The sequence below is a fragment of the Streptomyces sp. NPDC002994 genome (assembly GCF_040611155.1).
GTDB lineage: Bacteria > Actinomycetota > Actinomycetes > Streptomycetales > Streptomycetaceae > Streptomyces.
This window is the reverse complement of record NZ_JBEXNQ010000031.1, coordinates 23,375-39,215: the sequence shown is the minus strand read 5'-3', so window position 1 is coordinate 39,215 and position 15,841 is coordinate 23,375. Positions and strand designations below refer to the sequence as shown.

Annotated in this window: 18 protein-coding genes; 7 read left to right on the top strand and 11 right to left on the bottom strand. The window is 70.8% G+C overall.

Annotation, left to right across the window (positions count from 1 at the left end):
• Positions 1-77 precede the first annotated feature (77 nt).
• Together ABZX79_RS31490 and ABZX79_RS31485 are read right to left on the bottom strand one after the other, a co-directional pair.
• The gene (locus ABZX79_RS31490) at positions 78-716 is read right to left on the bottom strand and encodes a DUF6758 family protein (RefSeq protein WP_355265286.1); all 639 of its coding nucleotides are present in this window, start codon (positions 714-716) and stop codon (positions 78-80) included.
• Positions 717-794: 78 nt separating this feature from the next.
• Positions 795-1,379, bottom strand: coding sequence for a suppressor of fused domain protein (locus tag ABZX79_RS31485; protein ID WP_355265283.1), 585 nt, complete (start codon positions 1,377-1,379; stop codon positions 795-797).
• 502 nt (positions 1,380-1,881) lie between these two features.
• Between ABZX79_RS31485 and ABZX79_RS31480 the strand changes: the two genes are divergently transcribed.
• A complete protein-coding gene (locus ABZX79_RS31480; RefSeq protein ID WP_355265280.1) occupies positions 1,882-3,012 on the top strand; it encodes a magnesium and cobalt transport protein CorA in 1,131 nt (376 codons plus the stop codon).
• 83 nt (positions 3,013-3,095) lie between these two features.
• Complete coding sequence (locus tag ABZX79_RS31475) at positions 3,096-3,614, top strand: hypothetical protein (RefSeq protein WP_355265277.1); 519 nt, start codon at positions 3,096-3,098, stop codon at positions 3,612-3,614.
• Here ABZX79_RS31475 and ABZX79_RS31470 read toward each other — a convergent pair.
• The gene (locus tag ABZX79_RS31470; protein WP_355265274.1) at positions 3,611-4,381 is read right to left on the bottom strand and encodes a hypothetical protein; all 771 of its coding nucleotides are present in this window, start codon (positions 4,379-4,381) and stop codon (positions 3,611-3,613) included. The two genes, ABZX79_RS31475 and ABZX79_RS31470, sit on opposite strands and share 4 nt — an antisense overlap.
• A 174-nt stretch (positions 4,382-4,555) precedes the next feature.
• On the opposite strand from ABZX79_RS31470, the gene ABZX79_RS31465 reads away from it, so the two are divergent.
• Genes ABZX79_RS31465 through ABZX79_RS31455 form a run of 3 tightly spaced genes read left to right on the top strand, consistent with a single transcriptional unit; the run spans position 4,556 to position 7,614 of the window.
• Entirely contained in the window at positions 4,556-5,857 is a 1,302-nt protein-coding gene (locus ABZX79_RS31465) for a CBS domain-containing protein (RefSeq protein WP_355265271.1), read from the top strand.
• Between the two features lie 52 nt (positions 5,858-5,909).
• The gene (locus ABZX79_RS31460; protein WP_355265416.1) at positions 5,910-6,437 is read left to right on the top strand and encodes a DUF1003 domain-containing protein; all 528 of its coding nucleotides are present in this window, start codon (positions 5,910-5,912) and stop codon (positions 6,435-6,437) included.
• 43 nt (positions 6,438-6,480) lie between these two features.
• Positions 6,481-7,614, top strand: a complete 1,134-nt coding sequence (locus tag ABZX79_RS31455; RefSeq protein ID WP_355265268.1) for an Mrp/NBP35 family ATP-binding protein — start codon at positions 6,481-6,483, stop codon at positions 7,612-7,614.
• A gap of 76 nt (positions 7,615-7,690) precedes the next feature.
• On the opposite strand, the gene ABZX79_RS31450 is transcribed toward ABZX79_RS31455, so the two are convergent.
• From ABZX79_RS31450 to sigE, 5 genes are all read right to left on the bottom strand, one after another.
• Positions 7,691-8,374, bottom strand: coding sequence for a hypothetical protein (locus ABZX79_RS31450; protein ID WP_355265265.1), 684 nt, complete (start codon positions 8,372-8,374; stop codon positions 7,691-7,693).
• Positions 8,375-8,493: 119 nt separating this feature from the next.
• Positions 8,494-8,973, bottom strand: a complete 480-nt coding sequence (locus tag ABZX79_RS31445; protein ID WP_355265262.1) for a sec-independent translocase — start codon at positions 8,971-8,973, stop codon at positions 8,494-8,496.
• Between the two features lie 162 nt (positions 8,974-9,135).
• The gene (locus ABZX79_RS31440) at positions 9,136-10,743 is read right to left on the bottom strand and encodes a trypsin-like peptidase domain-containing protein (protein ID WP_355265259.1); all 1,608 of its coding nucleotides are present in this window, start codon (positions 10,741-10,743) and stop codon (positions 9,136-9,138) included.
• Positions 10,744-10,836: 93 nt separating this feature from the next.
• Positions 10,837-11,814 carry a zf-HC2 domain-containing protein gene (locus tag ABZX79_RS31435; RefSeq protein WP_355265256.1) on the bottom strand — a complete coding sequence of 326 codons (978 nt, stop codon included), beginning with the start codon at positions 11,812-11,814 and terminating at the stop codon, positions 10,837-10,839.
• On the bottom strand, positions 11,811-12,590 hold the full coding sequence (gene sigE / locus ABZX79_RS31430; protein ID WP_355265413.1) for an RNA polymerase sigma factor SigE: 780 nt from the start codon (positions 12,588-12,590) through the stop codon (positions 11,811-11,813). Before sigE ends, ABZX79_RS31435 begins: the two co-directional genes overlap by 4 nt.
• A 142-nt stretch (positions 12,591-12,732) precedes the next feature.
• On the opposite strand from sigE, the gene ABZX79_RS31425 reads away from it, so the two are divergent.
• The gene (locus tag ABZX79_RS31425; RefSeq protein WP_355265253.1) at positions 12,733-13,398 is read left to right on the top strand and encodes an O-methyltransferase; all 666 of its coding nucleotides are present in this window, start codon (positions 12,733-12,735) and stop codon (positions 13,396-13,398) included.
• 93 nt (positions 13,399-13,491) lie between these two features.
• Here the strand turns inward: ABZX79_RS31425 and ABZX79_RS31420 are convergent, their stop codons facing one another.
• Positions 13,492-13,659 carry a DUF3117 domain-containing protein gene (locus ABZX79_RS31420; protein WP_003966491.1) on the bottom strand — a complete coding sequence of 56 codons (168 nt, stop codon included), beginning with the start codon at positions 13,657-13,659 and terminating at the stop codon, positions 13,492-13,494.
• A gap of 314 nt (positions 13,660-13,973) precedes the next feature.
• Between ABZX79_RS31420 and ABZX79_RS31415 the strand changes: the two genes are divergently transcribed.
• On the top strand, positions 13,974-14,774 hold the full coding sequence (locus ABZX79_RS31415; protein ID WP_355265250.1) for an enoyl-CoA hydratase-related protein: 801 nt from the start codon (positions 13,974-13,976) through the stop codon (positions 14,772-14,774).
• Positions 14,775-14,803: 29 nt separating this feature from the next.
• Here the strand turns inward: ABZX79_RS31415 and ABZX79_RS31410 are convergent, their stop codons facing one another.
• Both ABZX79_RS31410 and ABZX79_RS31405 read right to left on the bottom strand, forming a co-directional pair.
• Complete coding sequence (locus ABZX79_RS31410) at positions 14,804-15,397, bottom strand: DNA-3-methyladenine glycosylase I (protein ID WP_355265248.1); 594 nt, start codon at positions 15,395-15,397, stop codon at positions 14,804-14,806.
• Positions 15,394-15,774, bottom strand: coding sequence for a hypothetical protein (locus ABZX79_RS31405; protein WP_355265245.1), 381 nt, complete (start codon positions 15,772-15,774; stop codon positions 15,394-15,396). The genes ABZX79_RS31410 and ABZX79_RS31405 overlap by 4 nt, the downstream gene beginning before the upstream one ends.
• Between the last annotated feature and the right edge of the window lie 67 nt (positions 15,775-15,841).

Below are 15,841 nucleotides of genomic sequence, written 5' to 3'. Positions count from 1 at the left end.
GACGGGGGACCGGTCAAGGATAGCCGGGAATCGAACGCCCCCGGTTCCGCCCGCGTTCTCTCCGGAAGCCCCCGGTCTCACGACAGGAGCCGCGGCGACAGCGCGCCGCACGGCACGAGGTCCACCTCCGCGCCCGCATCGCGCAGATCGGTCAGTATCAGTTCGTCGTACATCATCAGGCCCGACTGCTCCGGCCAGACGATCGCCCACAGCCACAGCCCGCACGCCTCGCCCGCGAAGACCGCGCGGTCGTCCGGGACGCCGGAGAGATGCCACAGCGGGGTGGGCCGCCCTGCCGCCATGAGCTTGGCCTGGGGCGGGCTGTCCATATTGATGTACGCCCCGGGATCGGGCCCTTCCACGCCCGCGTACCGCGCGCCGAGGCCGACGCCCAGCTCCTCCGCGACCAGCAGCATCTCGCCGAGGCCGCCGAGCGGCCCGGGCCCCGAGCAGGCGACGACCGTGGCGCGGGAGCCACTGCGGTCGTCCCCCGCGCAGGCCACCCCCGTGAACAGCCAGCCGACGGGCAGGGGCCACGGCATCCACACCGGGACCTTGGCCCGCTTCACCGCGACGGTGAGTGCCTCGACGCTGGGCGGGATCACGGGCTGCAGCGGGTGCACCACCCCGTGCACATCACACTGCCAGGAGTCGGCAAAGAGACCGGGCGCCCTGACCCGGCCACCGCACTTCGGGCAACTGGGTTCGCCCCTCATAGGCCCCAACGGTCCTCCCCGGCCGTCCCCGCGTCAAGGACGATCACCCGTCCGGCGCCGAATCCACGCGTCGGACGGTCAGTCGAGAGGCACCGACGCCCGCAGCGGGTCGCGCAGGTTCGTGCCGTGGGACAGCCAGCGCTCCTGGAGCTCCTGCGCGCCCTTGACCCGCTTCCACGCCGCCTCGTTCGGCGTCATGGGCAGCAGAGGAAGGAAGCGGACGGGGTCCATCGGGTCGTCCAGCTCCAGGTCCTCGACGAGGCCGCCGGACTCCGCGACCAGTACGGAGCTGAAGGGCGCCCCCGGCCACAGCGGTTCCCCCAGGTCCAGCGAGGCGCCCGGGGCCACGATCACGCCCTCGACCTGCGGGGACGCCGCGAGGACCGCGAGCGGGCGCAGCACCTTGTCGGTGTCGGCGAGGCCGGCCCGTACCGACAGGACCAGTTCGGCGCGCGGGCCCTTCACCTGATCGGCGAGGACGGCGGTCGGGTCGGCCATCGGCTGGGCCGACATGCCGAGGGTGGCGTAGCGGATGACGTCACCGTCCACAAAGCGCAGTACCTCCATACGGTCCGTACCGAGGAACGTGACGGCGGCGCGCGCGTCCGGTTCACCCAGCGTCGTACGCAACCGGGCTTCCACCAGCGCAAGAACATCTCCCATGCCCGCGAGCATAAGTCGCGTAGGGAACGGGCAGAGGGAGAGCCTTGACACAACAGTGGGCTGATACTCTTGGCCGCTGGTCAGGGCAGCACGCAGAAGCGTGGCTTTCGAGCCCCGACATCACGTCATCCCCCACGGGGGACCGGCCGGAGGAGGTGGGGCTGCGGTGGATCGAAGTCGTCCCGGCAGTACCAACCGCTCTTCCGCACCGTCAGCGTTCCCAACGTTCCCAGTGTTCACCAAGGTTTCTCACGGGGCTTGAAGCCCTTCGTACCCGGTCGCCAGCCGGTGAAACCAACGGGGCTCACGGCACTTCGCGCGACGGAAGCGACGGAAGAGCACTTCGTTTTTGCCTGATCCGTGTCTGAGCGAACGCCGTCACCGCGTCCCTGCGGTGCCGCCCGCTTTGCCGACGTACGGCCGCCCCGATGCCGTGGCCCGCACGTCTCCATTCCGGGCAGTGCCACGCCTCGCAGACGGCTTCTCCGTGAAGGAGCCCGCCATGTCGATGATCCGTGACCTGCGCGCAGCGGTCCGTCCGTCCCTGCGCAAGAGCAGCGCCGTGTACAGCAGTTACGACACCACCCGGGACCCGTCCGCGAGCAGCGCGGTCGTGGACTGCGCGGTCTACCGCGACGGGCGACGGCTGAACGGCCGCCGCGTGAAGGACACTGAATGCCTCACTCCGCACGAGGCGATGACCCGCGTCCGGGAGGGCGGCGGCTTCGCGTGGATCGGTCTGCACGAGCCGACCGAGGCCGAATTCGCCGGTATCGCCGCCGAGTTCGGGCTGCACCCGCTGGCCGTCGAGGACGCCGTACACGCGCATCAGCGGCCCAAGCTGGAGCGGTACGACGACACGCTCTTCACCGTCTTCAAGACGATCCACTACGTCGACCACACCGAACTCACCGCCACCAGTGAGGTCGTGGAGACCGGTGAGGTGATGTGCTTCACCGGCAAGGACTTCGTCATCACCGTGCGGCACGGCGGCAAGGGCTCGCTGCGGGCGCTGCGCCACCGGCTCCAGGACGATCCGGAGCTGCTGGCCAAAGGGCCTTCGGCGGTGCTGCACTCGATCGCCGACCATGTCGTCGACGGGTACATCGCGGTCGCGGCCGCCGTGCAGGACGACATCGACGAGGTCGAGATCGATGTCTTCTCCGCGCCCGCAAAAGGGAGTCCGCGCGGTTCGGACGCCGGACGGATCTACCAGCTCAAGAGGGAAGTCCTGGAGTTCAAGCGGGCGGTGGCCCCGCTGCTTCGCCCGATGCAGCAGCTCAGTGAGCGGCCGATGCGGCTCGTCGACCCGGACATCCAGAAGTACTTCCGCGACGTCGCGGACCACCTCGCGCGCGTGCACGAAGAGGTCGTCGGCTTCGACGAGCTGCTGAACTCGATCCTCCAGGCGAACCTCGCGCAGGCGACGGTCGCCCAGAACGAGGACATGCGAAAGATCACCTCCTGGGCGGCGATCGTGGCCGTACCGACGATGATCTGCGGCGTGTACGGCATGAACTTCGACCACATGCCGGAGCTGCACTGGCGGTACGGCTATCCACTCGTCCTGGGCTCGATCGTGGTGGTCTGTGTGTCCATCCACCGCACCCTCAAGCGAAACGGCTGGCTCTGACGACGAGCGCGAGGCGCCAGGATCACGCTGGAGCTCCGCCCCAGAGGACAGCCCCGCAGGGCACGGGGCCTAGGCTTGCCCGCATGACGCAGACCTTGCTCGACCAGGCCCTCGTCGAGGAGGCCACCAAGAAGTCCGGACTCATCTGGGTCCGCGGCACCGGCCCCGCCCGATCGCTCTGGCACGTGTGGCACGACGGCGCCGCCTACGTAGTAGGAGACGGCCCCGGGGAGCAGCCGCTCCCCGGGCTCGCCGACGGCGGAAGCGCCGAGGTGACCGTACGCAGCAAGGACAAGGGCGGCCGGCTCGTCACCTGGACAGCCACCGTCACCGAGCACCCCGCCGGGACCGACGCCTGGGACGCGGCCGTCGCCGAGCTCAAGGGCAAGCGGCTGAACGCTCCCGACGCCGAGCAGATGACCGAGCGCTGGGCCCGCGAATGCCGCGTACTGCGCCTGGAGCCGCAGAGCTCGACCACCGATCTCCCGGACGGGTCGCTCGCCGCGGCCCCGCTGCCGACGAGCGCCACGACGCGGCTGCCCGTACCGGCAGGGCTGCCGCGGCTCCTCATGAAGCGCAAGAAAAAGCAGCAGAAGGACTAGGACGGGTCCGACGTCTTGGGAAGCTGGCCGCCGTAGTCAACGGTCTCGTCCTTGCCCGGCGCCTCCAGCGCGAACTCCTGGTCCCAGTCGGCCAGCCTGACCACGCCCGCCCCGCCCGCCCGCTCCAGCTTCAGCGGGTACGGCGTGCCCATCAGCGACACGGCCAGGCTCCCGCCGACGCCCTTGCCGCCGGTGACCTCGATCGTACGGACGCCGCCGACCACCTCGCGCTCGCCCTTGGTCAGCTTGCCGTGCAGCCCGAGCAGGCCGTCGAGCAGTACGTCCTTGTCCGTGAAGCCGCGCAGCTGGTCGTACGCCGGGTCGCCGTCCGGGACCTTGACGTACTTGTCCTCCAGCTTGCCGGCGGCCGCCTCGTCGGACTTCGAGGGCTGCCCCGTCCCGTGGTCCCAGAAGTCGGCGCCGGCCTTCATGAAGAGCTCGTCGTCGATGCGCAGCAGCTCGAACGTGCTGCCCTTGGAGGTCACGGACCCCGTGCCACCGTCCTCCTTGAGCCGCATGTCCAGCTTGTACGAGCGTCCCTTGCTGACGACGGTGCCCGAGAGCCGCACCGACTCCGCGTCACGCGCCGCGTTCCGCGCCTTGGCCTCGATGGCCGATGCCGAGAGTCTGCCCACCCCGTTCGTCCCCTTGTCCGGGTCCGGCTTCGGTTCCTCACCGCAGGCGGTGAGCGCCGCGGTCAGCCCGACGCACACGACGCCGAGTAGGGCAGCCCGGCGGGCTCGGGCGGCCGGGGGAAATGCAGTCACAAGCGCACTGCCTCTCATGCGGGTGTCCGGGGTGGCAGCAGGCAGCGTACCTGTGCCGTCTACGCCGTCCGGCAGAGAGCCGTCCGGACGGCCCCTTGGGAGCGGTGCGGGCCGGCACGGGCTAGCCTGATGCCGTTATCGGCCCCGTTTTGTCCACAAAGGGAGGCGCACCACATGGCATCAGGCGCCCCCAGGGTCTTCGTCTCGCACCTCGCGGGCATCGCCGTGTTCGACCCGAACGGTGACCAGGTCGGCCGGGTCCGCGACCTGGTGGCGATGCTTCGCGTCGGCAACAGGCCACCGCGCCTGCTCGGCATGGTCGTCGAGGTGGTGAGCCGGCGCCGGATCTTCGTCCCCATGACCCGCGTGACGGGTGTCGAGTCCGGACAGGTCATCACGACGGGCGTGGTCAACATGCGCCGCTTCGAGCAGCGTCCGACCGAGCGGCTGATCCTCGGCGAACTGCTCGACCGCCGGGTGCACCTGGTGGACACCGGCGAGGAGGTCACGGTCCTCGACGTGTCGATCGTGCAGCTGCCGGCCCGCCGCGACTGGGAGATCGACAAGGTCTTCGTACGCAAGGGCAAGGGCGGGGCACTGCGGCGCCGCGGGGAGACGCTGACGGTGGAGTGGTCAGCGGTCACCGGCTTCTCCCTGGAGGAGCACGGACAGGGCGCGGAGAGCCTCCTGGCCACCTTCGAGCAGCTGCGCCCGGCCGACCTCGCCAACGCCCTGCACCACCTGACGCCCAAGCGCCGCGCCGAGGTGGCCGCCGCGCTCGACGACGACCGGCTCGCCGACGTACTGGAAGAGCTGCCCGACGACGACCAGGTGGAGATCCTCGGCAAGCTGAAGGAGGAGCGGGCGGCCGACGTCCTGGAGGCGATGGATCCGGACGACGCCGCCGACCTGCTGTCCGAGCTGCCCGAGGAGGACAAGGAGCGGCTGCTGATGCTGATGCGACCGGACGACGCGGCCGACGTACGGCGGCTGCTCGCGTACGAGGAGCGGACGGCCGGTGGCCTGATGACGACCGAGCCGATCGTGCTGCGGCCGGACGCGACGGTCGCGGACGCCCTGGCGCGCGTGCGGCAGCAGGACCTCTCCCCCGCGCTGGCCGCGCAGGCGTACGTCTGCCGGCCGCCGGACGAGACGCCGACGGGCAAGTACCTCGGGACGGTGCACTTCCAGCGGATGCTGCGCGAGCCGCCGGGCACGTTGGTCGGCTCGGTCGTGGAGTCCGACCTGCCGCCGCTGTCGCCGGGCACGCCACTGCCCGCCGTGACGAGCTACCTGGCGGCGTACAACATGGTCGCCGCCCCGGTCGTGGACGCGAGCGGCTCGCTGCTCGGCGCCGTGACCGTCGACGACGTACTCGACCACCTGCTGCCCGACGACTGGCGCGAGACGGAGTTCCACGAGCCGCCGTCGGCGCCGGGGGTCGCGCGACACGGGAGGACCGCCCGTGGGCAGTGACAGGAACGCCGAGCCGAGGGAGCGGGGCCGGACCGCGACGGGCGCCGGCGCGCTGCCGCGGGCGGCGTCCCGGGTGCGCCTGGACCAGCCGCGCCCGGCGCGCAAGCGGCTGCTGCCGGAGTACGACCCGGAGGCCTTCGGCCGGTTCTCGGAGCGCATCGCGCGCTTCCTGGGCACGGGCCGCTTCCTCGTCTGGATGACCCTGACCATCCTGCTGTGGGTGGCGTGGAACATCTTCGCGCCGCCCGCCCTGCGCTGGGACGAGTACCCGTTCATCTTCCTGACGCTGATGCTGTCGCTCCAGGCGTCGTACGCCGCACCCCTGATCCTCCTCGCGCAGAACCGCCAGGACGACCGGGACCGCGTCACCCACGAGCAGGACCGCAAGCAGAACGAGCGGTCCATCGCGGACACCGAGTACCTCACACGGGAGGTCGCGGCGCTGCGGATGGGGCTCGGCGAGGTGGCCACCCGGGACTGGATCCGCTCGGAATTCGTCGACCTGGTCAAGGAGATGGAGGATCGTCGCTCCGTATTCCCGCCCGAACCCGCTTCCGAGAGTGACGAAGCCGACCGCTGACAGGGCTTTCCCCGTGTGGCGGTATCCGCCGTACCATCGGCGTATGGCTATGGAAGACGCGGTGCGCGAAGCACTGGCGACGGTGAACGACCCCGAGATCCACAAACCGATCACTGACCTCGGCATGGTCAAGTCGGTCGAGATCGGGGCGGACGGCGCGGTTGCCGTCGCGGTCTATCTCACCGTCTCCGGCTGCCCGATGCGCGAGACCATCACCAACAACGTGCGCGAGGCGGTCGAGCGCGTCGAGGGTGTGACAAGCGTCTCCGTCGAGCTCGACGTGATGAGCGACGAGCAGCGCAAGGAGCTCGCGGGCGCCCTGCGCGGCGGCACCGCCGAGCGCGAGGTGCCCTTCGCCCAGCCCGGCTCGCTGACCCGCGTGTACGCGGTGGCGTCCGGCAAGGGCGGCGTCGGCAAATCCTCGGTGACGGTCAACCTGGCCGCGGCGATGGCGGCGGACGGCCTGAAGGTCGGCGTCGTCGACGCGGACATCTACGGCCACAGCGTGCCGCGCATGCTGGGCGTGGACGGCAAGCCCACCCAGGTCGAGAACATGATCATGCCGCCGTCGGCGCACGGCGTGAAGGTCATCTCGATCGGCATGTTCACCCCGGGCAACGCTCCCGTGGTGTGGCGCGGGCCGATGCTGCACCGGGCGCTCCAGCAGTTCCTCGCGGACGTGTACTGGGGCGACCTCGACGTGCTGCTGCTCGACCTGCCGCCGGGCACCGGTGACATCGCCATCTCGGTGGCGCAGCTCGTGCCGAACGCCGAGATCCTTGTCGTGACGACGCCTCAGCAGGCGGCGGCCGAGGTCGCGGAGCGGGCCGGCTCCATCGCCGTACAGACCCACCAGAAGATCGTCGGCGTCGTCGAGAACATGTCGGGCCTGCCGTGCCCGCACTGCGACGAGATCGTCGACGTCTTCGGCACCGGCGGCGGCCAGAGGGTCGCCGAGGGGCTGACCAAGACGACCGGTACGAACGTGCCGGTGCTGGGCTCCATCCCCATCGACGTACGGCTGCGCGAAGGCGGCGACGAGGGCAAGCCCGTCGTGCTGAGCGACCCGGACTCGGCGGCGGGCGCGGCGCTGCGCACGATCGCGGGCAAGCTGGGCGGCCGCGCACGCGGCCTGTCGGGCATGTCGCTGGGCATCACCCCGCGCAACAAGTTCTGACGCGTCCGAAGGGGGGCGCCGCTCCGAGCGAGCGGCGCCCCCCTTCGTCGTGCCTGCGTCGTGCCTGCGTCGGCTGCTAGCCCTGGTCGTACGTCGTGATGTCCTTGACCACCGAGAACCCCAGCCCGTACGCGCTCATCCCGCGCCCGTACGCCCCGAGGATCACGCCGTCCTCCCCGGCCCCCGCCAGCACCCAGCCGTACTCCGACTCGCGGTAGTGGAAGGGCGTCGGTACGCCGTCCACCGGCAGCGACAGCGACGACCAGGCCGGCCCAGACAGGTCGTCGGCCAGCTCGAAGGCCGTCTCGGTCTGCTGGTCCAGCCAGTCGTCGCGCAGCGAGTGGTCCAGCTGGGCGGGCCAGGTGGACAGCAGCAGGCCCGAACCGGCCAGCCAGGCTGCGGAGGAGACCGAAGTGGCCTCCAGTACGCCCGTACCGTCGCCGCTGCGCCGCACGGGGCTGCTGGCGACGGTGACGACCACCGCGAAGCGTTCCTTCTCCTGGCCGTCCTCGGCGGCGGCGGGCCGTATCGACGGCTCCTCGCCGTGACCCGTGGAACCGTGCTGCACCGTGCCGTCCGCCGCCGTGCCGACCTGCATCAGCCAGCGGGGCCCGGTGAACGCGTCATCCAGCCCGTACCAGGGGAAAGGTGCCCGCAGATAGCCGTCGACCGTACGCCGGGCTGCTGGCACCCCCTCCGCTGTGGACGTGCTGGGCGTCAGGGGTGCTCCCTGCGCTCCGACCCGACTCGTGGTCTCCATCTATCCGGCCGCCTCCTTGTTCCGTGGCGTCCGGATACGGCCCGCCCCCCTCGGGCGTCCTCACATCCGGACAGATGGAGGATAGCCACCTTGGCGCGGCTCGTAGGGAAGGGCAGGGCTCAGGTGGCGTCGGCGTCGAACGGCGACCGCTCGGCCTGAGCGGGCGTTTCGCGCTTCTTGAGCAGGTCGGGGGTGCCGGTGGAGTCCTTCGACAGGTTCGCCTTGCCGGCCGAACCGTTCGAACCGATCGCCGATCCGGCCGACGAGCCGCTGTCGCGCCCGTGCACCGCGTCCGCGACCTCGGCCATCTCACTCTTGAGGTCGAAGCTGCTGCGGATCTCCTTGAGCCCGAGGTCGTCGTTGTCCATCAGCTGCTTGCGGACGAAGGTCTTGGGATTCAGGTCCTCGAAGTCGAAGTCCTTGAACTCAGGGCCCAGCTCGGAGCGGATGTCCTGCTTGGCGCTCTCGGAGAACTCACGGAGCTTACGGATCATCGCCGAGGCGTCCTGGATAAGCTTCGGCAGCTTCTCCGGCCCGAAGACAAGTACGCCGAGAACCACGAGCGTCACCAGCTCGAGTGCGCCTATGTCACTGAACACCTTGTTGCTCCTCGGTTGCTCCTCGGGTCTCCGCGCCCGCGGGTCGGCGGGCCTCCCCGCCGCAGGCAGAGGACCGGTCCGGGCCCGGTCCACGGTACCCGCCCAATCTGTCCGGACGGTACCTTCACGTAACAGTCGTGCGGACGCGTGTGTGCCCGTCCCTCAGTTGCCGTTCGCCGAGCCGAGCGTCACGGGTACCGTGCGCTCCTTGCCCGCGCGCACCACGGTCAGTTCCAGCCGGTCACCGGGGCGGTGGGCGCGGATCTTGACGATCAGCTCCTGCCCGTTGTGCACCTTCTGGCCGTTGACCTCGGTGATGATGTCGCGGGGCTTGATCCCGGCGCGGGCGCCCGGACCGCCGGGCGTGACCGACGGGCCTTCGGCGCCCTTGGTGCCGACGCGGGCGCCGTCGCCCGCGTACTTCATGTCCAGCGTGACACCGATCACCGGGTGTGTCGCCTTCCCGGTGTTGATGAGCTCCTCGGCGACGCGCTTGCCCTGGTTGATGGGGATCGCGAAGCCCAGGCCGATGCTGCCGCCCTGGCTGCCTTCGAGGCCCGCGCTGTTGTCCGCCGCGCGTATGGCGCTGTTGATGCCGATGACCCGGGCCTGGGCGTCCACCAGCGGGCCGCCGGAGTTGCCCGGGTTTATCGGGGCGTCGGTCTGGAGCGCGTTCACATAGCTGACGTCGCTGCCGTCGCCCTTCTCGCCGCCCGCGGTGATGGGGCGCTCCTTGGCGCTGATGATCCCGGAGGTCACGGTGTTCTGTAGGTCGAACGGCGCGCCGATGGCCACCACCGGGTCACCCACCTGGACGTTCTCCGAGTTCCCCAGGGGCAGCGGCTTCAGGCCGTCGACCCCGAGCACGCGGACGACGGCGAGGTCGTAGCCGCTGTCCTTGCCGACGAGCTTCGCCTTCGCGGTCTGGCCGCCGCTGAAGGTGATGTTGATGGTGCCGTCGGCTCCGGCGGGCTCCACGACGTGGTCGTTGGTGAGGATGTGGCCCTTGGCGTCGAGCACGAAGCCGGTGCCCGTGCCCTGCTCGCCGGCCCCGCTGACGTGCAGGGTGACGACGCTCGGCAGGGCGCTGGCCGCGATGCCCGCGACGCTGTCCGGGGCGCGGCCCTTACCGGCCTCCTGCTGCGCCTGCGGCAGTTCGACGCGGGTGATGCCGCCGTTGCGTTCGATGTACGCCCCGACGCCGCCGCCGATGCCGCCGGCCACGAGGGCGACCAGCAGCGCTCCGATGAGCAGCGTGCCCCGGCTGCCCTTCTTCGGCCGGCTGCCGGCCGCGGGGTCACCGGGGTGGGTCAGCGGCTGCTGGGGCACGCCCCAGGGGTCGTACTGCAGCCACTGCGAGGGCTGGGGCTGCTGGGGCGGTGGCTGAAGCTGCTGGGGCGGTGCCATGGGCACACCGGCCCCGTTCGTCACAGGGGCTCCGTGCGCTCCCGGTGCTCCCGGTGCTCCCGGTGGTACGAACGTGCCGTGCGGCGGGGTCGGCACCGGGCGCTGCACGGGCGGCGCGGGCGCCCAGGGGCCTGGGCCTCCGTACGGCGGCGTGGCGTACGGATCAGGGTCGTGCAGGGGCTGCGGACGCGGCTGCGGGACAGGCACGGGGACTTCGGCCGCGCGCACCGAACCTGAATCCGCATCCGAATCCACCGCGACCCGCGCCGGCTCCCGCTCCGATTCCGGCTCCGGCACCCCGTGAACAGGTGCGGGACGACTCCACCACTTTGCCTTCGGCCCGGCGGGCTTGCCCTCGTCCATGCTCTCCCCGCAACCCCACGAGCACGCCCGTTGGGCCGTGCCACCTCGTTGTCCGTGCCCCCAAGGGAGCACCCTCCCAGGATTCAACCAGTCTCAGGGAGAAACGGGCAGTCCGGGCTGTGAAGGAGTGGCCGGCTGAAGCGGCGGCAGCGACAGCGACGGCGGCACGGTCACCGACGGACGGTGGCCGGGGGCGTACGCCAGCGCCAGGGCAGAGCCCGACCGGTGTATCAGCGGCAGGGGGCTCTGACCGGTGAGCGTGGGCGCCGAGAACGGCTGCGTGAGGGCGTGCCCCTGCGCGCCGCCCTGCCCTGTTCCCGTTCCGAGGAGCCTGGACGGCACAGTGGCGTTGGTACCGGCATGGGTACCGGCACTGGCACTGGCTGCGAGGAGTCCGTTGCCCGTGGTGCGGCGGCGGTTGTTCTCCGCGACGACACCGCTCGGGCTCGGCGCGCGCTGCGGCGTGACGTTGTTGCCCGAGCCGCCGCCCCTCGCGGTGGGTTCGCCGGTGGATCCGACCGGCATGGCGCCGCCGAGCGCGAACGCCGCGAGCGACACGGCGCTCGCCGCCGCGAAGGCCAGCCGCCTCCCGCGCCCGCCGGAACGCTCCGCCTCGGCGCGGCCCACGTCATGGATGCGGAAGCCACGCCCGGGCGCGGCGCCGGGAAGCACGCCGATGTGCCCGGCGGTCGGTGCGTACTCGAAGGAGAAGTTGTTGCCGGGGCTGCCGGGTCTGCCGGGTCTCGCTCGCGGGGTGTCGGAGCCGAAGACTCCGTTTCCGAAGCCTCCCTGCCCGAACGGCCTTGGGCCGTCGCTGTCGTCACCCCCGGGGCCGCCTCCGGGCAGTCCCTGGAGCCGGGCCAGCAGACCCTCGGAAGGCGGCGGCGGCGCGGTCGTCGAGAAGACGCTCTTCAGGCGACGCTGTTCGTCGGCCTCGGCCTTGCACTTGGCGCAGGTCGCCAGGTGCGACAGGACCCGCTCGCGGACGTCATGGCTCAGCTCGCCGTCCACCAGGGCGGCCAGCCGGTCCCCCAGGTGCTGTTCGGCAGAGGTCGGTCGGGTGCCACTCACTCTGCTCCGCCCTCTCCGCCCGCCACTGTGACGCCGCTGCCCACGCTCGCGAGCGAGCGCTGCTCGGCGCGGGCCTCCGGAGACCGGTGCTGCAGAGCCTTGCGCAGGTGGGAGCGACCACGGTGGATCCGGCTGCGTACGGTCCCGAGCTTGACGCCCAGCGTCGCGGCGATCTCCTCGTACGACAGGCCTTCGATGTCACAGAGCACGACCGCCGCACGGAACTCGGGCGCCAGCGTGTCCAGCGCCTGCTGCACGTCCGCGTCGAAGTGGGTGTCGTTGAAGACCTGCTGAGGGGACGGCTCACGGCTCGGCAGCCGCTCGGCCGCGTCGTCGCCGAGCGCGTCGAAGCGGATGCGCTGCTTGCGGCGGACCATGTCCAGGAACAGGTTGGTCGTGATGCGGTGCAGCCAGCCCTCGAAGGTGCCGGGCGTGTACGTCGACAACGAGCGGAAGACGCGGACGAAGACCTCTTGGGTGAGATCCTCGGCGTCGTGCTGATTGCCGGTCAGGCGGTAGGCAAGGCGGTAGACGCGACCACTGTGCGTGCTGACGATCTCCTCCCAGGTGGGAGGGGTCCACGCCTGAGATTCCGCATCTGAGGCGAACGTCGCGGTCTGCGCGGAGTACGTGGAAGGCGTGCGGTCAGCAATGTCGGTCACGGATTTCGGCTCACCCGCCGACCTGAGAAAGCGCCGCAGCACTCCTCCCCGATCCACAGGCGCAGCCGCACCTCCCCTATCGGCTCTGGTGGTGTCCAGTGGAGCCCCTACCATAGCCACCTCGCCCGTTAGCTCCGGATAAGCATCTTTACGCGAATTTGGAAGCCGCATGCGGTCCTGATCCATGTCTCCCCCTGTCCTCTTTCAACGCCCGGTCCCATCTGCGGGTTCCCGACGTCAGCGGATACAGTCACGGGTGCGCCAACTACGGGGACAGGAGAGGGCCATTACCGCCAACCGGCAGACGAACTGGGCGTTCGCCGACGCCTATGTCGCCGAGGACGAAGCCCTGCACTGGGCGCGTGATCGGGCCCGGGAGGCGGGACTCCGCGCGGTGTCACCGGGAACCGGTGCCGCGCTGCGGCTTCTCGCTGCCACCGCGGACGCCAAGGCGGTGGCCGAAATCGGTACGGGCACGGGCGTCAGCGGCATCTATCTGCTCGACGGGATGCGGCCCGACGGCGTACTCACCACGGTGGACCCGGAACCGGAGTGGCAGCAGTTCGCCCGTGAGGCGTTCCGCGCGGCCGGCTACGCCGCGAACCGCGCGCGTTTCATCCCCGGGCACGCCCTCGACGTACTCCCCCGCCTCGCCGACGGCGGGTACGACATCGTCTTCTGCGACGGCGATCGTCTTGAGTACATGGACTACCTCGCTGAATCGTTGCGCCTGCTGAAGCCCGGCGGAATCGTCGTGTTCGAGGGCGTTTTCGCCGACGGCCGCACGGTCGACTCCGCGGCGCAGCCGCCGGAGGTCCTGCGCCTGCGCGAGCTGCTGCGCGAGGTGCGCGAGAGCCACCGGCTCGTCCCGACGCTGCTCCCGGTGGGCGACGGCCTGCTCTGCGGAGTACGCCGCAGCTGACCGGGCGCATTCGCCCCGTCCACCCCCGCGCATAGCACTGCCCCGGCACGCTTGCGGCGTACCGGGGCAGTGGAAAGTTCAGGCGCTTCCGCGTCAGCCGACGACCTTCTTCAGAGCGTCGCCGAGCGCATCGGCCTCATCCGGAGTCAGCTCGACGACAAGTCGTCCGCCGCCTTCGAGCGGAACGCGCATGACGATGCCCCGCCCCTCCTTGGTCACCTCGAGCGGGCCGTCGCCCGTTCGCGGCTTCATGGCCGCCATGCTCGTTCCCCTTCCTGAAACCAGCTCATCGCAGCCGGCGGCCCCGTGTCGGGCAGCTGTGTCACCGGCATCGAACACATTGCTTCCAGGTCATTATCCCGCATGGCGGACCCCAAAGACCAACATCGCTCGGCATCGCTTGTGCAACGCGCTCTCTCAAAACCACTCAATTCGGCGGTCCGCCTGCGATACTTCGCCGCCGCCGGGCCCCCACCGGCCTGACTTTGTTAGACGCAGGTCACATGTGCAGCCCCGGTGATCTCCGCCATGCTGGGCACAACATGCCTGCCCGAGCCGCAAAAGGGGACCCATCAATGGCCGACACCGTGCTCTACGAGGTGACCGACGGACTCGCGACGATCACGATCAATCGTCCCGACGCCATGAACGCCATGAACACCGAGGCCAAGGTCGCCCTGAGGGACGCGGTGCAGGCCGCGGCCGCCGATCCGGCGGTACGGGCGGTCCTGCTGACCGCCACCGGCAGGGCGTTCTGCGTGGGCCAGGACCTCAAGGAGCACATCTCGTCACTCGCCGCCGACCGTGAGTCGGGCACCGGCCAGACCATGAGCACGGTGCGCGAGCACTACAACCCCATCGTGCGGGCCCTGACCGAGATGCCGAAGCCCGTTGTCGCGGGAGTCAACGGCGTCGCCGCGGGCGCCGGAGCGGGCTTCGCGTTCGCCGCCGACTACCGGGTCGTCGCCGACACGGCCGCCTTCAACACGTCCTTCGCCGGGGTCGCGCTGACCGCCGACTCGGGCGTCTCGTGGACGCTGCCGCGCCTGATCGGCCAGAGCCGCGCCGCCGACCTGCTGCTTTTCCCGCGCTCGATCTCCGCGCAGGAGGCGTTCGACCTGGGCATCGCCAACAAGCTGGTGCCCGCCGCCGACCTGGCCGCCGAGGCCGCCAAGGTCGCCCGCACCCTCGCCGCGGGCCCCACACTCGCGTACGCCGCGCTGAAGGAGTCCCTGGCGTACGGCGCGGGCCACACCCTCGGCGAGACCCTCGAAAAGGAGGACGAACTCCAGGCGAAGGCGGGCGCGTCGCAGGACCACACCATCGCGGTGCAGGCGTTCATCGCGAAGGAGAAGCCGCAGTACGTCGGCCGATGACAGCCCGGTGACAGCCCGGTGACAGCCCGCTAGTGCCGGGCCGGCCCGCCGCGCGCCACGCACTGAGCGAGGTGGTCGTCGACCAGACCGCACGCCTGCATCAGGGCGTACGCCGTCGTCGGACCGACGAAACGTATGCCGCGCTTCTTGAGCGCCTTGGACAGCGCGACGGACTCCGGAGTGATCGCGGGAACGTCCGAGATCGTCTGCGGGGCCGGGCGCGTCGCGGGGTCCGGGGCGTACGACCAGATCAGGGTGTCCAGCTCGCCGGCCTGCCAGCCGGCGAGCGTCCTGGCGTTGGCGAGGGTCGCCTCGATCTTCGCGCGGTTGCGGATGATCCCCGGGTCGGCGAGCAGGCGCGCGGCGTCCTCGTCGGTGAAGGCCGACACCGAAGCGATCTTGAAATCGGCGAAGGCGGTACGGAAACCCTCGCGCCGGCGCAGGATCGTCAGCCAGGACAGACCGGACTGGAAGGCCTCCAGGCACAGGCGTTCATACAGTGCGTCGTCGCCGTGGACCGGGCGGCCCCACTCCTCGTCGTGGTACGCGACGTATTCCTCGGTGGCCAGGCCCCAGGGGCAGCGCAGACCGCCGTCCGGGCCCGGCTCGGCTCCGCCGATCATGACTGCGGCCCCTCGTCCGGCTCGTTCCCGAGGCGGTCGTCCTTGAAGAGGTCCGCGCCGCCGACCGCCCTGGCCTGGACACCGGCCAGCGCGGCCTCCAGTTCGGCGATCCGCGCGTCCCGCTCGGCCAGCTCGGCGCCGAGGCGGCCGAGCACGTCGTCGACGTCTGCCATCCGGTAGCCGCGCGGGGCCAGCGGCAGGCGCAGCGCCTCGACATCGGCGCGGCCCACCGGGCGCGTCGCGGGCAGCGGGTCCACCAGGTGTTCGGGCGCCGCTTCGGGCAGCACCCCGCCGCTGTCGCTGCCGCCTCCGCCGACCACGGCGAGGGTGACCGCGGCGACCACGACCACCATCGCCACAACCAAGAACAAGAACACGAGGTCTCCCCGGGGCACGCGCAAAGCGGAAACTGTCCAGTCCCGATCGTGCCATGCGGCACTGACA

Bases quoted from the DNA above. Each gene is read 5' to 3' on its own strand.
- ABZX79_RS31465 (WP_355265271.1), top strand. From the start codon at position 4,556: ATGGCATCAGGCGCCCCCAGGGTCTTCGTCTCGCACCTCGCGGGCATC.
- ABZX79_RS31455 (WP_355265268.1), top strand. From the start codon at position 6,481: ATGGCTATGGAAGACGCGGTGCGCGAAGCACTGGCGACGGTGAACGAC.
- ABZX79_RS31490 (WP_355265286.1), bottom strand. From the start codon at position 716: ATGAGGGGCGAACCCAGTTGCCCGAAGTGCGGTGGCCGGGTCAGGGCG.
- ABZX79_RS31475 (WP_355265277.1), top strand. From the start codon at position 3,096: ATGACGCAGACCTTGCTCGACCAGGCCCTCGTCGAGGAGGCCACCAAG.
- ABZX79_RS31410 (WP_355265248.1), bottom strand. From the start codon at position 15,397: ATGATCGGCGGAGCCGAGCCGGGCCCGGACGGCGGTCTGCGCTGCCCC.
- ABZX79_RS31415 (WP_355265250.1), top strand. From the start codon at position 13,974: ATGGCCGACACCGTGCTCTACGAGGTGACCGACGGACTCGCGACGATC.
- ABZX79_RS31450 (WP_355265265.1), bottom strand. From the start codon at position 8,374: ATGGAGACCACGAGTCGGGTCGGAGCGCAGGGAGCACCCCTGACGCCC.
- ABZX79_RS31420 (WP_003966491.1), bottom strand. From the start codon at position 13,659: ATGGCGGCCATGAAGCCGCGAACGGGCGACGGCCCGCTCGAGGTGACC.
- ABZX79_RS31440 (WP_355265259.1), bottom strand. From the start codon at position 10,743: ATGGACGAGGGCAAGCCCGCCGGGCCGAAGGCAAAGTGGTGGAGTCGT.
- sigE (WP_355265413.1), bottom strand. From the start codon at position 12,590: ATGGTAGGGGCTCCACTGGACACCACCAGAGCCGATAGGGGAGGTGCG.
- ABZX79_RS31480 (WP_355265280.1), top strand. From the start codon at position 1,882: ATGTCGATGATCCGTGACCTGCGCGCAGCGGTCCGTCCGTCCCTGCGC.
- ABZX79_RS31485 (WP_355265283.1), bottom strand. From the start codon at position 1,379: ATGGGAGATGTTCTTGCGCTGGTGGAAGCCCGGTTGCGTACGACGCTG.